This window comes from Arenibacter palladensis (genome assembly GCF_900129275.1).
Classification (GTDB): Bacteria; Bacteroidota; Bacteroidia; order Flavobacteriales; family Flavobacteriaceae; genus Arenibacter; species Arenibacter palladensis.
This window is the reverse complement of sequence record NZ_FQUX01000001.1, coordinates 12,642-31,349: the sequence shown is the minus strand read 5'-3', so window position 1 is coordinate 31,349 and position 18,708 is coordinate 12,642. Positions and strand designations below refer to the sequence as shown.

Here is an 18,708-nt window from a genome sequence, read left to right as displayed (position 1 = left end):
ACATAACTAAACCGATTTAGTTATGATGGACTGTAGTAGTTAAAACCTGAATATCAATATCCTGCAAACTAGGTAGGAATTAAGAGTAACATTTTTAATATCGTAAAGCAAAATAATGAAACGTCAAATTGTACTTGTAACAAAAGTTGTTTTAAGTAGTTGTTTATTCCTTATGTTGGCTTCTGTGCATGCATATACCTCCGCAGGAAAGAACACCCCTGGTAATTTGGAAAGTATGCCTTTCCACAAGGGTAATGGTAATGGCCATATTCAAGAACTAAATACAAATCACAATTTATATAGTATTGCCAAAAATGATATTGAAGGTTATAGTAAAATGCTTTCTGGTTCGGAATTCTTTTTGTACCCCTCAATTCGAGAAGATGTAAATGTTTCCATGATTGCTAGGGCAACTACAGGACAAATGGGCTTTGAGTTTCTTACCGGACAAGTCCCTTTAGATTATAAGGACGATATGGTTACTTTTTTTATGCTGAGCGATATAGACCTTAATTTACATGAGTCATTTGACGTTAATGTAAATGATAAACATTTATTGACCTTTAAGACCAATGAGGATGGCAGCTTGTCCGTAACGGAAAACCCTGGAAAGGGTAAAGCCCAATTCATTTTGGTGAGTAGGGATGCCAATGGTGATGGTATTGGAGCATTTCGTTTAACCGTCCCCACTTCTTGGCTAAAAAAAGGTGAAAGTGCCAAAATTAAATTTAACGGTCATAAAAAGAATTCCAACTGTTGGGTCATGATTTTTAAGGCAGCCGATGCGGTCAATAGAATTAAGGAATCTATTAAGAGCGAAGCGGCCTTTAACATTAAGGAACAAAATGGGGTATTGTATGTAGATGCACCACGTTTTTTTGAGGGTAAAAAGGTATATGCCATAAGTGACGGTAAGAAAAGTAAAGTTAAAACTTTTAAAGTACAGGGGGAACTCTCCAAAGTGTCTTTTAATATTCCAGCTCCCAGAAAGGATTTTTCAATAGTTTATGATGACGCTGAATTGAATATTCTATTTGAAAATGGGGATGGAAAAATTTCAACAACCGATATTGTAGGTAATTATCTGCTTCATCATCAAACGAATTTTAGTGGAGATAGCTGGTATGCCTCATTTACCAAATTGTATAAGCCTGAATTTAATGAGACTTTTGATGATTTTTTTGAAAAAAAATATGAAGATGGTTTGGTTTCTATAATGAATTCGAGCCATCAGGATATTGCCTGGGTAGATCGTCCAGAAGTGTGTATTATTTTAAGGGATACCTTGTTACTGACTCCCGTATTAAAAGATGCATTTATTAGGGATGATTACGGATTTGACATTGAAGACGGGCTCATGCTTCGCGAATACATAGAGCGACATCCGGAATCAAAAGAACAATTAACCACCTTATTGAAAAGAAATTTAATCTCGGTAGGAGCTACCTATAATTGTCCTTATGAAGATATGTACGATGCCGAAGACCAGGTCCGCCAATTGTACTTGGGCAAAAAGTGGGTCAAAAAGAATTTTGGAGGCTATGATTCCAAGGTATACTGGAATGTAGATGTGCCCGGTAAATCGTTACAAACCCCTCAAATCCTTAAAAAAGCAGGGGTAGATTATATGGTTATAAGTCGTCATGCCAAAGGTATGTTTCACTGGGCCAGTCCGGATGGAAGCTCTGTGTTTACCTATTCTCCCGGACATTACGGGAATGATTTATTATATCTCTCAAGGGATATGAACAATAAATTAAAATACGCCGCTGATCAAACCTTGTACTGGGAAGATACTTTTAAGGGTGGGGAAATTCAGACGCCTTTATTGTCCAGTCAAGATATGTTACCGGCAATTGATTATTCTGATTTTATTGAAAAGTGGAACAATTTTGATTCAATTGTTGATGAAGATGGTTCTAACAAAGAGCTGTTTTTGCCTAAAATGGAATTGAAGACTGTAGATGAGTTTATGCCTTTAGCAGAAAAAAAAGCCATTAATATTGATACTATAATGGGCGAACGCCCCAATGTTTGGGTTTATATCCATGGCCCTGGTCATCATGATGCCCTAACGGCAAGTAGGGAGGCATCAAAATTACTTCCCGCAGCGGAGAAGTTTCTTTCAATTGCCAATATTTTGGAACCTCAAAAGATGCAATATCCTTTTGCTGAACTTGATGAGGCATGGCAAGCCAAGATTTATCCTGATCATGGCTGGGGAGGTCATGATGGTGATATTACCGATAATTTGTTTAAAGAAAATTTGGTAAAATCGAGAACCATGGGTCAAGACCTGCTAAACAAAGGAACCAATTTTATTTCACGTCGTATTAAGAAAGATGAAAAACTGGGAATACCCATAGTACTTTTCAACAGCCTCTCCTGGAAGAGAACAGATCCTGTTACCACTAAGGTAGACTTTGTAAAGGGTCAGTTTCAGAATGTAGGGGTAATGACCGCCGGCAAGAAAAAGGTGGATGTGCAGATGAGCAGCCCCACTTATTACAATGATGGTAGCTTAAAAAGTGCCAATATTACCTTTGTTGCGGAAGATATACCTTCTATTGGTTATGCAACATATTATGTTTTTGATGATATAATGGGTAAAACTAGTAATGACTCCGTTAATGGGAATCTTAGCACATATGAAAATGTATTTTATAGGCTTAGCTTCGAGAATGGAGGGATAGCCCAGGTATATGATAAGGAGTTTCAAAGAGAACTGTTCTTAAATGATAATTTTAAGGTGGGCGATGTTTTTACCATGGAATCTGTTGGAAATGGTGCTGGGGAATTTGGAGATGTGCAACAACCCAGTATGGTAGATTTTGACAAGGTTAGTCTACATAAACCTGAGTGGAAAATTTTGGAAAACGGCCCGGTGTACACAAAATACAGATTGGAACAGCAGATTTTGCACGCTATTGTTAGGCAAGATGTAACGCTTTACCACAATTTAAAACGGGTTTATTTTGATACCAGTTTACGCAACTGGTCCGGGGAATTGTACAGGGAATTTAGAACTGCATTTGCTGTAAATATGGAGAACCCCGAAATTGCACATGAAGTTCCCTTTGGTAGTGTACGCGTGGGTAAGGACGAAATTAAAACAGCAGGGGAACGTTATACCCCGCTTTGCAAAGATGTGCATCCGAGATCAATTATCGATTGGATCTCGGCTACGGATGATGATCTTGCCATTACCCTAAGTTCATCGGTAGCAGCTGCAGATTGGATAGACCCTACTGACCACAATTCCGATCAATCTGTTTTGCAACATTTATTGTTGGCAAGCAGAACGTCCTGCCATTGGGAAGGGAACGAGTATTCCCAAGCTGGTAATCACGATTTTACCAATGTACTTACATCCAATAAAGCAGGAAGTATAATGGGGCAAAAAATTGCAAAACAGAAAAATGAACCCTTACATGTTGTGGTCTACCCAGATACTGCGAGAGACGCATTCTTACCGGAAACAAATAGTTTTTATGAAATTGATTCGGACAACGTTTTAATAACCACTATAAAGAAGGCTGAGGATAACGATAATGTAATTGCCCGAATGTACAATGTAAAAGATACAGAAGAGAAGGTCAACATGTCATCCTATTTTGATATTAAAACCTATAATAAGACCAATATTATAGAAGAGTATCCGGAAGAGGTTTTACCTCAATTAAAAGTGGGCAAGTACGCTATTGAGACATTCAGTTTAGAATTGAAGTAGAGTGAGTGATCAATTTTTAATATATAATTAAATAACTAAACCGATTTAGTTTAACTAAAATGTGATTAATATGAAAGCTGAAATAGCAAAGAAAGGTGCACCACCCTGACAAAAGTGAATCACCATATTAATATCTGAGACGCAACAGTTATTAAAGAATTGAAAAACAGTAACTAAAACCAAAATGTGAATTATGAAAAAAATGTTTAAAGCCCTAAAAAAGGGAATTTGTCCGCTCTTTGCCTTGGCATTTGTATGTGTCGCCCCTAAGGTAAAAGCTGAAGAATCTACTATGTTGTTGAATTATGGACATGCAGATTTAGAATTAAAGAATGACGCATTATTTAATGAAAAGGAGATTGTTCAGGGATTTAGTGTTACCGGAACAATAAAGGATACAAATGGCACTCCATTGGCTGGTGCCAGTATTATTGAAAAAGGTACGGTTAACGGAACCCAGGCCGATTTTGATGGTAATTTTGCTATAACGTTATCCTCAGAAAGCGCCATATTGGTTGTCTCCTATCTTGGGTATGCCGGGCAGGAGATTAATGTAAGTGGAAAAACAAGTATTGCCGTAGTATTGGAGGAAAGCTCTTCAAACTTGGATGAGGTTGTTGTAATTGGTTATGGTTCATCTAAAAAGTCTGACCTTACTGGGGCGGTTGCCACCATAGGCGCTGAAAAGATCCAAGAAAGGATTTCTATTAATCCCTTGGATAACCTACAAGGTCAAGTGGCAGGGTTGGATATCTATAATAGTTCAGGTAGACCAGGCGGAGAGATGAGAGTTACCATCCGTGGTAAAGGATCATTAAACGCTACCAATGAACCATTGTATGTTATTGATGGTATAATAGGTGTGGACATAGCATTGGTCAACACTAATGATATTGAAAATATAACTGTACTCAAAGATGCCTCGGCCACAGCTATTTACGGATCCCGAGGAGCAAATGGTGTTATTATCGTTACTACAAAGAAAGGTAAATCGGGCAGGATGACAGTAGATATCACCTCCAACCTTCAAGTATCAAGAATTACCAATAAGCCCGAAGTACTTAACAGTACCGATTATTGGAAAGACTTAAAAGTAAGACTTGATGAAGATCAGCGAGCATTGGGTGCCGGTGATGGGTCATTTGTAGCTGATTACCCTGGTACATACCCGAGATTGTTTACTGATGATGGAACTCGTTTAGGAGCGCCTAGATATGACACCAATTGGCTGGATGAATCAACCAGAACCGGTTTTTCCAAGCAGTATTTTGCGAACGTTAGGGGAGGGGGAGAAAATTATAACGTTTCCCTTTCGGCAGGTACTCAGGATGATGAAGGTGTCTTGTTAAACACTTATTTCAAGAAAAACACCATGCGGTTTAACGGCGACTTTCAAATTAATGACTGGTTGAAAATTGGAGGAGCATTGGCATACAGCGATACGAAAACCAATATTGTTGACAACTGGAGAATCGGTGCCGATAATATTACTATGGCTACCTTATTTTACTTACCTATCTACCCAACAAGATATGAAGATGGAACCTTGGTAAATGCCGATGATTTAAAAAATGATTCTGGCGGTTGGGATATATGGTATGGGGCCACCCCAAAAGATAGATTGAGTTCCTTGGACCAGATATCTTTTAGAAGGCAAGTTACACGCAATATTTTTACCGAAATCGATTTCACGGATAATCTTAAATTAAGAACTTCCTATTCTTTACAAGATTATAATTTGGAAGGTAGAAGGTCTGTAGCCAGTCGCTTGGATACCTTTGTAAATAGAACTTCGGCTGCCTTGTCCAATGAAAATTCCAGTCAATCACTTTTGGAAAACACCTTGACATTTAACCCCGAATTAGATGGCAACAATGTTTTAGGTGTAGTTTTGGGTACAGCTAGACAGGAAAATGAGCAATTTGGATCAAGTTTACTTGCTCAGGATTTTGATGAATTTTTTGGTTTTTATAATGTAGCCCAAGGAACTGCCGAACCTGTTGTAAACAGTTTTTTCAATAGGTATACTACAGATTCCTATTTTGGAAGATTAAACTACAGTTTTAAAGATAGATATCTTCTTACGGCTACCGGGCGCTATGATGGTTCTTCCCGATTTGGGGAAAATAATAAGTATTCCTTTTTTCCTTCAGCCGCTTTAGCTTGGAAAATTTCCAATGAAGCTTTTCTCGAGGATTCAGAAGCGATTAGTGACCTTAAGCTTAGAACAACCTATGGGTTTACGGGTAATGATGGTATAGGTAATTATGCACGGATTGCCAGCCCTGGAGTTCAGAACGTTGTGTTTAACAATGAAAGGGTAATTGGAACTTCTCAAGGGTCTATTGGAAATGAAAATCTTAAATGGGAAAAAACGGAAGAAGTAAACGTTGGATTGGATTTTGGACTTTTCAATAGAATCAATCTTACTGCCGATTATTATTCTAGAACAACCAAGGACCTGCTGTTCAACGTTCCTATTGCGCGGTTTACGGGGTACTCCTCAATACTTTCAAACGCGGGATCTATAAAGAATAGCGGTATCGAATTGCTTTTAAGCAGCACCAACATTAGAACTGATAATTTTTCATGGAGCAGTTCCATCAATTTTACCAAAAACGTAAATGAAATACTTTCTCTTGGAACAGAGGATAATGATATTTTTACTGCGCCTATCTGGTGGAATCAGCAAGTTTTTCGTGTAGGAGAAGCTGCAGGGTCATTCTGGGGATATAATCGTCTAGGTACTTGGGGTACCAATGAAGCTGCAGAAGCGGCAGAATACGGTAGAATACCGGGCGATATAAAGTTAGAGGACAAGAATAATGATGGTTTATTAAATTTTGAAGATCAACAGATTATTGGCAGTGGCCTTCCGGATTACACAATGAACATTGGAAATACCTTTTCTTATAAGAATTGGGATTTGAGTGTGGATATTCGTATTAGTCAGGGCAATGATATATTGGATCACTCTATAATTCTTTTTGTAGACCGCATGGGCTATGGTAACACCTATAAAAAGTTTTTTGATCAAGCCTGGACTCCAGATAATCAAAACACCATGTATCCAAGGGTCAGGAAAAACATTACCAAATTTGATGGAGCGGACTCAGGCCAAGTTTTTGATGGTAGTTTTATTAGAGGACAAAATTTAAGTCTTTCCTATAATTTTGATTCTTCTGTACTGGATGTCCTCAATTTAAAGGGCGCTAGAATCTATTTTAACCTGCAAAACTTTTTCATAATCACGGATTATCATGGTTATGATCCCGAAGTAAGTTCCTTTGGAGGTCAGTTTACCGAGGGTATTGAGTTAAATGGTTACCCGAAAGCCTTAACCATGAATATGGGAATTAACATAACCTTATAAATAATTTAAAAGTCATGATAAAATATAAGATATTAATAATTGTTTGTTGCATATTTTTCTCTTGCGAAGATTTCTTGGACGAGGTTCCAAGATCTCAAAAAACAACTGTAGGAACATCACTAGTGGACGCTGAACAGTCCGTAAATGGAATATATGCCTTTTTGAGGGCACCCTATAATAAATCGGGTTATGCAAAGATGGTTTTCTCCATTTTAGAAGTTAGTACGGGGGCAATGAAGCCTGCCATTGGGACTCAAGATACAGATATGGAGGATGCTTATAAATTAATATATAGTTCAAGCAACTCCAGCGCATCATCATTCTGGAGTACATACTATTCTGGAATAGAGGCTGCAAATATTGCTATTGCTTCCATTCCGGCAATCACAGATACTGAATTGACGCCAACAATTTCCAAGGCTTTATTGGGAGAAGCCCATTTTTTGAGAGCGTATTACTATTTTGAACTGGTTCAATTATTCGGAGATATCCCGTTAAATATTGTCCCTTCAACCTCATTGGAAGATGGAACCTTGCCAAAATCTAGCGTACAGGAAGTTTACGAAACCGTAATTCTTCCGGACTTACTATTTGCTGAAAGCGCTGGTTTGCCCAACACGTCTACTAGTGGGAGAGTTACCAATGGTGCAGTGAAATCCTTGCTAGCAAAGGTATATTTAACCATGGCCGGAAACCCTCTAAATCAAACAGACAAATATGCACTTGCACGGGACAAGGCCTCTGAAGTAATTACCGCGGATTGGTATAATTTGTTCGAATCCGATGGTTCATTGACCTGGTTTGATAAATTAAACAATCCGGCTTTTGATAATACCGGTGAAAATATATTCATGGTGCAATATGAAGGAGGATCTATTGCATCTTCCATTTCCACCTATTTCACACCCTTAGGAGGAGAAGAGATTACCAATCAAAGCTTACATTTTGGAGGTATGGAGCCAGAGGTTGATTTTATCGATACTTATGACGCAGCGGATTTAAGAGGACAAAACCAAGGATTCTTTTTCAATGAGTTTGATGGTGTTACTTTTAATAATTCGGTATACAAATATTTTTATCAAGAATTTAGAAATTCAAACGGATTGTCCAGTAAAAATGTTCCATTGATAAGATATGCAGACATATTGCTGATTTATGCCGAGGCCCAAAATGAGGCATCTTCGGCTGATGTATTGGCTTATGATGCAGTAAATTCAATCCGTCGCAGAGCAGGATTGGCAGAAGTTTCTGGTCTAAGCAAAGAAGAGTTTAGGGAAGAAGTATGGAAACAACGTTTTTGGGAATTCCCTGCAGAAGCTGGGTTAATATGGTTTGATCAAAGAAGAACAGGAAAGGTTTTTAATGGAGGCGGTTTTACGGACTTAGTTGGTAGTACCCTGCCTAATGGAAGTACATTCACTGTTGACAACCTGTATTTCCCCATACCTCAGAACGAAGTAGTGCTTAACCCAAATTTGGGCGATTAGATAGGAGTAAGGGTTAATGGTTTTATTGTGAGTTAGTTGAGTTAGTTTTATAGAACAAGGGTGGTTATTACAACGGCCATCCTTGTTTACTCATAATACATGATGGGATCGAAGTAATTGCCTTGTTATTAAAGATGTATTAAAAACAAATAAATAGAAATTAAAGTTTAATATATTAAGAAGAAAGTCGAAAATTATATAGGTGGTGAACGAATGATATTGGTACGCTGCTAGTTTATTTAATTTAATCAATTATTGAGAATGAAGAAGTATTTGCAATTATTTGTTTTTTGTTTGTTCACAGGATCTTCCTTTGTACTTACGGCCCAAGGACAGCGAACCTTGGCAATCCAATATGTAAAGCCATATGAGTATGTGGACTCGGATAATAATCTGATGGCCAAAGCATATCTTACCGGTGAGAACTCCAATTCCTATAAGACTATAGTTTTTGAAAGCGGAAGGACTCTGAAAGTTGAACAGAAAGATGGAAAGGCATGGGTTTGGCTACCTGTAATTGGAGAGCCGGAAATGATAGAAATCACGGCCAGAAATAGGAAATTAAACCAGGAACAACTCTTTACCCCTTTAGTTACCTCGGACTGGGGTTATTTCAAGGAAGGTACTTTCCATATAATTTCTTCCTCCCATCAGGATATAGCCTGGATGGATACCCCGGAATATTGTATGCATGAAAGGGTTAACGAGATAATTGCCCCTGCGTTGGACATAATGAAATCTGACAAGGATTACTATTTTGGAATGGAACAAGCCTTGAATTTAAAGGAGTTCGTTGAAGCACATCCAGAAAGAAAAAATGAGGTAATAGAACGTTACAAGGAAGGCAGGTTTACCTGGGGAGCAACATACAACCAGCCTTATGAAGGTATGCAGATGGGCGAACAGCTCATTAGGGAAATGTATTTCGGTAAGCTCTGGATCAAAGAAAATTTTGATGGGGTCGAGGAAGAAACCGCCTTTAATACAGACGTACCAGGAAGGACCCTTCAGTTTCCCCAAATTTTGGCGAAATCTGGTGTAGATAACCTTTTCGTGTCCAGAATGAGGGAAGGTTTTTATGATTGGTATTCACCGGACGGTTCTTCAGTACTTACATATACTCCAGGAAATTATGGTTGGGCCGCCATGTTTTATAAGCTATTTGAGGAAGATGCTATCGAGGCCCTGCACAAAATCCAAAATAGGGTTAAAATGTGGAGCAATTATTATAAAAAACACAATTTGCCCCCGCATTTTGCAATAGTACTGAGCAACGACGCTTCGGGTCCTGTAGATTATGGCCATGTAGTGAAGGAATGGAATGAAATTGTAGCCAAGACAGGGGCCAATATACCTACTTTAAGACATTCTACGGTAACCAGCTTCCTTTCAGAAATTAAACAACCGGGAGCCAAGTTTGAGAACCTGGAGGGAGATCGCCCCAATATTTGGGCCTATATACACGGCCCAGGGCATCACAAGGCTATAACAGCTTCGAGAAAGGCGGGTAGGATTCTACCTTCAGCGGAAATTTTTGGCACTGTGGATGCATTGCTAAACAAAAGTTTTGATCAATATCCAACACAACGATTATCAAAGGCGTTTGAAGAATCTATTTATCCAGATCACGGATGGGGAGGAAAAAACGGTCACATTACCGATAGTATTTTTAAGGCTAAATTGGAGTTTGCCGCCGATGAGGCCGATGAACTATTACAGGCATCGCTAAATTCCATTGCTGAAAAAATAAAAACAAATAAATCTAATGGGATTGTAGTGTATAACGATCTTTCTTGGAAGCGAAGTGGATTGGCTACTGCTAAAATAAACAACGCAACTTTATATTATGTTGTAGATGATAAGGGGAATGTGGTTCCTTCCCAGACAAGTACCGGGAATAAGGACGAAATACAATTCTATGCAGCTGAGATTCCTTCCTTGGGATATAAAACCTTTTATTTAAGGAAAGGAAAAAAGAATCCTAAGGTCAACAAGTCGGTAGCACCAAATTCCTTGACAAATGACTATTATACCATGCACCTCGGAAAAGGAGGAATTAGTTATTTATTTGATCATAAACTGGGATCGGAAATACTGAATACTACGCGTTTTTCGGGCGGTGATATTTTAGCAATGGGGTATAATGGCAACGGTGCCGGGGAATTTACCCAAATGACCGAACCCAATATGGAGGATTATGACAAGATGAGCAACCATAATGGTAATTGGGAAATAGTGGCCGATGGCGCAGTGTATACTGAATACGAAAATAAGGCAAAGTTTAAGCACGTATCTACGGTAGCCCAGAGAATTCGGGTATTCCATCAGGAGAAAAAAATAGATTTCTTTATAGATTTCTTGAATTGGGATGGTACACACAATAGGGAGTTTAGGTTTGCAGTGCCACTGAACATGGAGGATTCCAAGATTAAATATGAGGTGCCTTTAGCAATAGCTGAAGTAGGAAAAACCGAAATGAAGAATGCCCCGGGGGGTTGGGCATGGGGCGGAACCTACGATCAAAAGCCCGTAACAATACACCCACGTGAAGTGATGAACTTTATCGCGGCCGAGAATGAAGATTTTGCCGTAACCATGGCTACCGATGTAGCTTTGGCCGATTGGATAGACCCTACAAGAGAAGCAGTGGATTATACCGTTCTGCAAGGGATTTTGATGGCTTCACATAAAAGTTGTCACGGAGAAGGAAACTGGTATCATCAGACTGGTGACCATCATTTTAAGTTTTCTATAGCATCTCACAAGAAAGATGAAAGTACCTCTTTCCAGTTTGGAACAGCTTCTAACCATCCCTTAAGAACGGTATTGAAGCCTAATTCCAACACCAACGGAGACCTGGCTCAAGAAATGAGTTTTTTCAATGTTTCGGATCGAATGGTACGCATCAGTACTATTAAAAAGAGTGAGAAAAACAATGATGTAATCTTACGGCTGGTAGAAATGGAAGGGAAAGATAAAGAGCCTACTATAGAATTGGCAGTGCCTTTTCAGCAGTTGATCAAAACGAATTTAATAGAGGAGGAAGAAAGTAAATTGCCTTCATCGGGGAAAGAATTTAAGTTGAATATAGGCCATAATGCCATTGACACATATAAACTAATCTTCTCCGAATAACTATCATTATGGGACTTATTGAAAAAATTTCAAATATAAAAGCGGGATTCCATCCTGTCTTAATAAAGGATAGTTGGCAGGTGTTTAAGGTGAATTATTCCCAATATAATGAGGTGGATAAAATAGATTCCCTAATCATCAATGACAACAATGGTCTGGTTCTCTCCTTATTGTCAGGCCGTGCAGTGCTGATTAGTCAGAAGTTGGATGAAAACGAGTCGTCCCTAGAAGCCATAAATATGGCCAGGGGAACATCGTATGTCATCCCTGAAAATGTAGGGTATAATCTTATAATGGAAAAGGGGTGCCAACTTATTGGTGTTGAAAGGCCCAATACCCACTTTGAAGGAGGTAGGACAAAACCTTTGACCAATAGGGAAATTGAGACTTTAAAAAAAATGTAATCAAAGAATTTAAAAATTAAGAATGGAAACAATTGCACCCTTGTGGAAAAATGATGAAGAGCTATTTAAAATAGCCAAAGAAGAACTATTTGTTGCCCTGGTAGGAGATATTTTGGATACCTTAGGATACCAGCATCAATTTTTACCGCCTAATATTAAACCTCTAAATCCCAGTTTTGTATTAATTGGGAGAGCAATGCCGGTTTTAGAAGCTGATGTATTTGAGGAAAGAGTAGAAAATACTAATAATCCCTTGATGAAAAAGCCCTTCGGAATCATGTTCGAAGCCTTGGACGACCTTAAAAAAAATGAGGTGTATATCTGTACGGGCTCTTCACCAAGGTATGCCCTTTGGGGAGGTTTAATGAGTACTAGGGCCATGAAGCTTCAGGCTGCCGGAGCGGTAATGGACGGCTACTCCAGAGATACCAACGAGGTACTTAATTTAAATTTTCCAACATTTTCATTTGGTGGTTATGCTCAAGATCAGGGACCACGAGGTAAGGTGATCGATTACCGTGTGCCTATTGAAATTAAAGGAACAAGAATTAATCCTGGCGATATTATTTATGGTGATAGAGATGGGGTGTTGATTGTTCCCAAGGAGGTAGAAATCAAAGCATTCATGGGCGCTATTGAAAAGGCTAGAGGTGAGCAATTGGTTAAAAAGGCCTTGGAAAATGGAATGAGCACGGTTGAAGCGTTTAACAAGTTTGGAATTATGTAACCTTGTCCTCAAAGGAAGGGTTGGTTTATTAGAATAATAATTTATGAAAACTAAAAAATCCAATTATTTGTTGGGAATAAGCTTTGTTTCAACCATTGGAGGTTTTCTTTTTGGTTACGATACGGCAATTATCTCGGGATGCAATACTTTTTTGGAACAACATTTTAATTTATCTGCTGTAGAGCTAGGTTGGTTGGTGTCGTCGGCATTGTTGGGAACCATTTTAGGTTGTGTAGTGGCAGGATCTATAACGGACAGATTCGGAAGAAAAAAAGCTTTGATCATAGCTGCAATTTGCTTGACTTTTTCCGCATTTGGTTCTATGTTACCCCCGCAGTTTTTGGGTGATTTGGATCAGGCCTATTGGCTCACTGCTGATGAAGATTTAGCATTTACATTTTTAATTTTGGTGCGTATTGTTGGTGGGATCGGTGTAGGTGTAACCTCTGTAGTTGCTCCCATTTATATATCAGAACTTTCCTTGCCCCAAAATAGGGGTAGAATGGTGTCCTTATATCAGTTATCCATAACCTTGGGTATACTTTTGGCATTTTTAGTGGATTGGTTGGTATTGACCAATGCCGGAAATGCAGCTGGAGTAATTTCCAACGCACCTACTGGATTTTGGGAATGGTTGTTTGTAGAAGAGCTATGGCGAGGTATGTTCGGAACGGAAATACCTATTGCTCTGCTATTCTTGATTTTACTATTTATAGTGCCGGAAACACCAAGATGGCTTATTTCAAAAGGGCGATATGATGAAGCGGAAAAAATTATGGAAAAAATCAATGGAAGAGAGTATGCACAAATTCAAATTGCAGAAATAAAAGAGGTGGTAAATGAGGAAAGTGCGGGAATCAAGGAATTATTAAAACCTTATTTAAGAGTTCCGCTTTTGATAGGAGTATTGTTGCCAATGTTTTCCCATTTAAGTGGAATAGCGGCAATCATGTATTTTGCTCCGAATATTATAAATGAATCCATACAGAGCGTGGAAAGCTCCTTTTTAGGTGCTGTATTGGTAGGCGTAGTCAATAGTGCGTTTACTTTCGTGGCAATTATGAACATTGAAAAATTTGGGCGTAGAAAGCTTTTGCTTGTTGGAGTTGTTGGTGCGTTTATTTCCCTAACCGGTGTAGCCGTTTTGTTCGCAATTGGATCCCAATATGTAATTATTCCTTTGTTGATGTACGTGGCTAGTTTTGCGTTTTCGTTCGGACCCATCGTTTGGGTGATTATTAGTGAAATTTTCCCTACGCGCATACGTGGGTTCGCAGTTTCCCTTGGTAGCTTCGCTTTAATGGTTACAGGTTTTTTTATCACCTTGACCAATCCTATTTTAATAGAAAAAATTATGCCTTCAGGCACCTTTTTTGTTTATGCGGCTTTAACCCTGCCGGCAATTTGGTTTATTTGGAAATATGTACCCGAAACAAAAGGAAAGACTTTGGAGGAAATTGAAATGTATTGGCGAGAAGACAAGAACAATAATAGAAAAATAAATTAAAGACCTGCGATTTTCTAGAAGAGGTCGCTTTAGGTTATAGTTTTTAATACGCATGATTAAAGAATTTAAGACAAAGGAAAAAGGATACCATCCTTTTATTATAGAGGATGGATGGCAATTGGCAAAATTGAATTATACGGAAGAGCAGCATATAAATAATATCTCCCACTTGGATGTCCACTTGGAAACCGACGAAGTTTTTGTTGCCATTGCTGGGAAGGCAGTACTTATAGCAGCTGAAATTGTCAATAACGAACCGCAGTTTGAATTGGAACCTATGAGGATTAACCAAATCTATAATATTCCGAAAGGAGTTTGGCACAACATAGCAATGGAAGAAGGAAGTGAAGTCTTGATTGCCGAAAAATCGAATACCCATATTGCGGATTTTGAACATTTAGCTCTCAGCGATTCAAAAAGAAAGGAACTGGAAATTTTGGTCAAGGGTAAATTGGAATTGCTAATAATCTAATTATTTAGACAAGTATTAAAAATGAAAGAAATAAATCTGAAAGGGAAAAAGGTATTGGTGACCGGTGGAAGTATGGGTATAGGAGCTGAAATCTGTAAGCAATTGGCTAGCAGCGGCGCGGATGTTTTTATCAATTATTATAAGAATAAGGAAAAGGCCGAGATTCTGGCTAATGAAATAAGGGAAACCTACGGCGTGAATGTAAGTTGTGGAGGAGCGGATGTATCCAATGGGGTCGAGGTAAAAAAATTATTCCAAAAAATGGACATGGCCATGGGGTCTATTGATGTTTTGGTAAATAATGCTGGTTGTGAGACCGTAGAACATGTCTTAGATATGGAAGAAAGCGAATGGGACAGGGTCCTTAGTGTTAATTTGAAAGGTCCTTTTCTTTGTTCACAACAAGCTGCCCGGAGAATGGAAAACAACGGCGGTGGAGTAATTATCAATATATCTTCCATACATGATACCGTACCCAGAAAAGGGTTAATACACTATTGTTCGGCCAAAGCAGGACTTAAAATGTTTTCTAAATGTTTGTCTTTGGAACTAGCTGATAAAGGTATTAGGGTAGTCTCCGTTGCACCAGGGGCCATTGAAACAAATATGAACAGGGAGGAGATCAAGAAGTTTGGCAAGGACAAGTTTGAACAGTGGATTCCGCAGGGCCGTTTGGGTGAGGTATCGGACGTGGCCAATACAGTGGTTTTTATGGCCAGCGATTTGGCCAATTATATCAATGGAGCGGATATTTATATTGACGGAGCATATATGAACCATACAATACAATACGATCCCAGACCTAAAAAAGAAAACAAGTAACCCAACAATAATATGTTGAAAACAATAACATTAAAAGGCATCGCTTGGGACCATCCCAGAGGTTATGAACCTCTTAAGGCAACCTCGGCGGCATTTGCAAAAATACACCCAGAGGTGAATATAGAATGGGATATCCGTTCCCTAAAAGAGTTTGGGGACATGCCTATTGAGAATCTGATTGAAGTTTATGATCTAATAACTATTGATCACCCTTATATGGGCCAGGCCAATGCTAACAACCTGCTGTTGCCTTTAGACAAATTGATTCCGAGGCATAGCTTGGAAAAATTGAAGGCGGAGTCCGTAGGTCCCAGTTACCAAAGCTATTATTATAATGGCAATCTTTATGCTTTAGCTGTAGATGCTGCGGCCTTGATTGCGGCCTATAGGGAAGATCTAATTTTAAAATTAGGTTTAAATATTCCAAAAACTAGGGCGGAACTATTGGATTTCTATAAAATAATACCGAGCTCCTACATGGTAGCCTGGCCCTTATGTGCCACCGATCTTTGGTGCACTTTCCTAACCTTATGCGCGCAGGATGGTGGTAGGGATTTTATAAAGGATAAAATTATTGAAAATCGTTTAGGCATACAAGTTCTGGATGAACTAAAAATACATTTGGAATACCTTCATCACGATTCCATTAATTGGAATCCTATCCAGATCTTAAGCCGTATGGCGGAGGATAATGAGATAATCTATTCGCCATTTTTATTCGGCTATACCAATTATTCCAGATCGGGATATGCTAAAAACCTGGTGAAGTTTGGGAATAGCCCAACAAATCCTAACATAGAAGTTTCTACTATATTGGGCGGGGTAGGCCTTGCTATATCTGCTCATTGTGAGCATCGGGATCTGGCAGCAGCCTATGTAAATTATGTGGCAAAGGCGGAAACCCAAGAGGGGATTTATACCAAAAATGGAGGTCAACCTGGAAATCTTGAAGCATGGCAGAGTGATGCGAACAATAGGCTGTGCAACAACTTTTTTGCCAATACCATGGACACCATGAATAAAGCGTATGTGCGCCCACAACACATGGGATGGAACAAATTCCAGGAACAGGGTGCAGAACTATTGCATAACGGGCTTGTCAAAGACATTCCTTCGGACACCATTATGAAAAAATTAAATCAGTTATACCAATCTATTTGAAATGGATAGTAAGTACAAAAATATAAACCTAAGTATAGAAAACAAGGTTGCGATACTAAAGTTTAATAGACCAGAGCAGCTAAATGCCATGAACAGGCAAATGATGGATGAAATTATTGATGGTATTGTAACTATCAATAATAACGAGTATGTTAAAGTAGCTGTAATCACTGGGTCAGGACGTGCTTTCATGGCCGGTGCGGACATTAAGGAGTATGGAAGTCAAACTGAAGAGCAGTTTAGATCGTTTCAAGAAAGGGGCATAGCTTTGTATGAGGCCATTGAAAATGCTCCCAAGCCCTGGATAGCGGCAGTGAACGGATTTGCATTGGGGGGCGGTTTTGAAATTGCACTCTCCTGTGATTTGATTTTAGCAAGTGACAGTGCCAAGATGGGACTGCCAGAAGTATTTTTAAGTTTGATTCCCGGGGGAGGTGGTACCCAGCGCCTTATTCAAAAGATAGGTGTAAACCGGGTTAGGGAAATGTTGTATTTGGGAGCGCAATATTCATCCGAACAGCTCCACACATGGGGAATCGTAAACCAGATTGTTGCTGAAGGGGAATTTGATGTAGCGGTAATGCAATATGCGGAAAAACTTAGCCGTAGATCACCTAGTGCCATCAAACAATTGAAAAGGTTGGTTCAATTAAGTCTAACATCCTTGTCTTTTGATCAGAAAATAGAGGAGGAAGCAAAGGCTGTAACCGAACTTTTTTACGGACTTGAGGCAAAAAAGGCCATACAAGACTTTATTCAAAAAAATATGAAAGCTGCACTTTTAATTTTATTTATAGGAAGTTATACGGAATATCCGATACCTGGTTTTGGAGGTATAGGCCATGGAGTATATACAGTTCAATTGAATACCGAAACCGGTGAGTTGAGAACTTTACATACCATGATGGCACGTAACCCCAGTTATTTGGTGGTTAGTGATGACCATCAGTTTTTGTACTGCGTTAACGAATTAGACGAAAGCGAAACCCCTAAAGTAGGGGCTTATAAAATCAATGCTGATTATTCGTTGCAATTTTTGAACGAACAACCCATAGCCGGGGGGTATCCATGCCATATCAAAACCTTTGGCAATAATGTATTGGTGGCCTGCTATGCTACAGGGAATATTCATCAGTTTCCAGTTGACGCCTCAGGGAAATTAGGCCCCGCGGTACAACAATATAGCCATGTCGGAAGTAGCATTAATAGTGAGCGTCAAGAAGCGCCTCATGCACACCAGATTGCCGTACATCCCAATGGCAGGGATGTTTATGTATGTGACCTAGGAATAGATATAATTAAAGCCTACCATTTTAAAGGAAAGAATTTGGTGCCTAATGATATTAAGGATTGTAAAATTTCAAAAGGAAGTGGCCCACGTCATATGGTTTTTGATGCCGCCGGAAATTTGGGATATGTAAACAATGAGTTGACAGGTACCGTTTCCGTTTTGAAACGTAAAGAAGGTTCTTTTGATGAAGAGGAAATCTATTCGGCCTTGCCCAATGATTATATTGACCTGCCAAGTGGATCGGCCATACGTATTCACCCTAATGGTCAATTCCTATACGTTGCCAATAGAAAATTGGAGGCAATAAGCATTTTCAGAATAGTTAAGGACAAACTTGAGCCAATTGAATGTCAGTATACCAAGGGTGAGGAATTACGGGAATTTAACATTACCCCGGATGGCAATTGGTTAATTGCTTGCCATCAGAACTCCCATGACACAGTGGTGTACCAAATAAAAGAGGACGGAAGATTACAGGAACGTTATCGCACTAAGGAAATATTGTCCCCGAGCTGCGTTGTTTTTAATAATTAAGATAAACTAAACCGATTTAGCAAAACATAAATAAAAAAGTTATAAAATATTTATATCCTAATATA

General features: G+C 38.9%; 11 protein-coding genes. All 11 read left to right on the top strand.

Annotated features, from left to right (window positions below):
- Positions 1 to 115: 115 nt before the first annotated feature.
- The 11 genes from BUA60_RS00085 (at position 116) to BUA60_RS00035 (ending at position 18,643) form a co-directional block, all read left to right on the top strand.
- A complete protein-coding gene (locus BUA60_RS00085; RefSeq protein WP_084532432.1) occupies positions 116 to 3,730 on the top strand; it encodes a glycoside hydrolase family 38 N-terminal domain-containing protein in 3,615 nt (1,204 codons plus the stop codon).
- Positions 3,731 to 3,923: 193 nt separating this feature from the next.
- A complete protein-coding gene (locus tag BUA60_RS00080) occupies positions 3,924 to 7,103 on the top strand; it encodes a SusC/RagA family TonB-linked outer membrane protein (RefSeq protein ID WP_084532431.1) in 3,180 nt (1,059 codons plus the stop codon).
- A 14-nt stretch (positions 7,104 to 7,117) separates the two neighbouring features.
- Positions 7,118 to 8,590, top strand: coding sequence for a RagB/SusD family nutrient uptake outer membrane protein (locus tag BUA60_RS00075; protein WP_084532430.1), 1,473 nt, complete (start codon positions 7,118 to 7,120; stop codon positions 8,588 to 8,590).
- A 261-nt stretch (positions 8,591 to 8,851) separates the two neighbouring features.
- A complete protein-coding gene (locus BUA60_RS00070) occupies positions 8,852 to 11,725 on the top strand; it encodes a glycoside hydrolase family 38 N-terminal domain-containing protein (protein ID WP_084532429.1) in 2,874 nt (957 codons plus the stop codon).
- Between the two features lie 8 nt (positions 11,726 to 11,733).
- Positions 11,734 to 12,129, top strand: coding sequence for a hypothetical protein (locus tag BUA60_RS00065; RefSeq protein ID WP_072859737.1), 396 nt, complete (start codon positions 11,734 to 11,736; stop codon positions 12,127 to 12,129).
- 22 nt (positions 12,130 to 12,151) lie between these two features.
- On the top strand, positions 12,152 to 12,856 hold the full coding sequence (locus BUA60_RS00060) for an RraA family protein (RefSeq protein WP_072859736.1): 705 nt from the start codon (positions 12,152 to 12,154) through the stop codon (positions 12,854 to 12,856).
- Positions 12,857 to 12,899: 43 nt separating this feature from the next.
- Positions 12,900 to 14,363 carry a sugar porter family MFS transporter gene (locus BUA60_RS00055; protein ID WP_072859735.1) on the top strand — a complete coding sequence of 488 codons (1,464 nt, stop codon included), beginning with the start codon at positions 12,900 to 12,902 and terminating at the stop codon, positions 14,361 to 14,363.
- 52 nt (positions 14,364 to 14,415) lie between these two features.
- The gene (locus BUA60_RS00050; protein WP_245802480.1) at positions 14,416 to 14,835 is read left to right on the top strand and encodes a hypothetical protein; all 420 of its coding nucleotides are present in this window, start codon (positions 14,416 to 14,418) and stop codon (positions 14,833 to 14,835) included.
- A 21-nt stretch (positions 14,836 to 14,856) separates the two neighbouring features.
- Positions 14,857 to 15,657, top strand: coding sequence for an SDR family NAD(P)-dependent oxidoreductase (locus tag BUA60_RS00045; RefSeq protein ID WP_072859733.1), 801 nt, complete (start codon positions 14,857 to 14,859; stop codon positions 15,655 to 15,657).
- A 12-nt stretch (positions 15,658 to 15,669) separates the two neighbouring features.
- Complete coding sequence (locus BUA60_RS00040; protein ID WP_072859732.1) at positions 15,670 to 16,818, top strand: ABC transporter substrate-binding protein; 1,149 nt, start codon at positions 15,670 to 15,672, stop codon at positions 16,816 to 16,818.
- Position 16,819: 1 nt separating this feature from the next.
- The gene (locus tag BUA60_RS00035; RefSeq protein WP_072859731.1) at positions 16,820 to 18,643 is read left to right on the top strand and encodes a beta-propeller fold lactonase family protein; all 1,824 of its coding nucleotides are present in this window, start codon (positions 16,820 to 16,822) and stop codon (positions 18,641 to 18,643) included.
- Positions 18,644 to 18,708 lie beyond the last annotated feature (65 nt).

Coding starts and splice junctions, on each gene's coding strand:
- BUA60_RS00085 (WP_084532432.1), top strand. CDS start 116: ATGAAACGTCAAATTGTACTTGTAACAAAAGTTGTTTTAAGTAGTTGT.
- BUA60_RS00080 (WP_084532431.1), top strand. CDS start 3,924: ATGAAAAAAATGTTTAAAGCCCTAAAAAAGGGAATTTGTCCGCTCTTT.
- BUA60_RS00075 (WP_084532430.1), top strand. CDS start 7,118: ATGATAAAATATAAGATATTAATAATTGTTTGTTGCATATTTTTCTCT.
- BUA60_RS00070 (WP_084532429.1), top strand. CDS start 8,852: ATGAAGAAGTATTTGCAATTATTTGTTTTTTGTTTGTTCACAGGATCT.
- BUA60_RS00065 (WP_072859737.1), top strand. CDS start 11,734: ATGGGACTTATTGAAAAAATTTCAAATATAAAAGCGGGATTCCATCCT.
- BUA60_RS00060 (WP_072859736.1), top strand. CDS start 12,152: ATGGAAACAATTGCACCCTTGTGGAAAAATGATGAAGAGCTATTTAAA.
- BUA60_RS00055 (WP_072859735.1), top strand. CDS start 12,900: ATGAAAACTAAAAAATCCAATTATTTGTTGGGAATAAGCTTTGTTTCA.
- BUA60_RS00050 (WP_245802480.1), top strand. CDS start 14,416: ATGATTAAAGAATTTAAGACAAAGGAAAAAGGATACCATCCTTTTATT.
- BUA60_RS00045 (WP_072859733.1), top strand. CDS start 14,857: ATGAAAGAAATAAATCTGAAAGGGAAAAAGGTATTGGTGACCGGTGGA.
- BUA60_RS00040 (WP_072859732.1), top strand. CDS start 15,670: ATGTTGAAAACAATAACATTAAAAGGCATCGCTTGGGACCATCCCAGA.
- BUA60_RS00035 (WP_072859731.1), top strand. CDS start 16,820: ATGGATAGTAAGTACAAAAATATAAACCTAAGTATAGAAAACAAGGTT.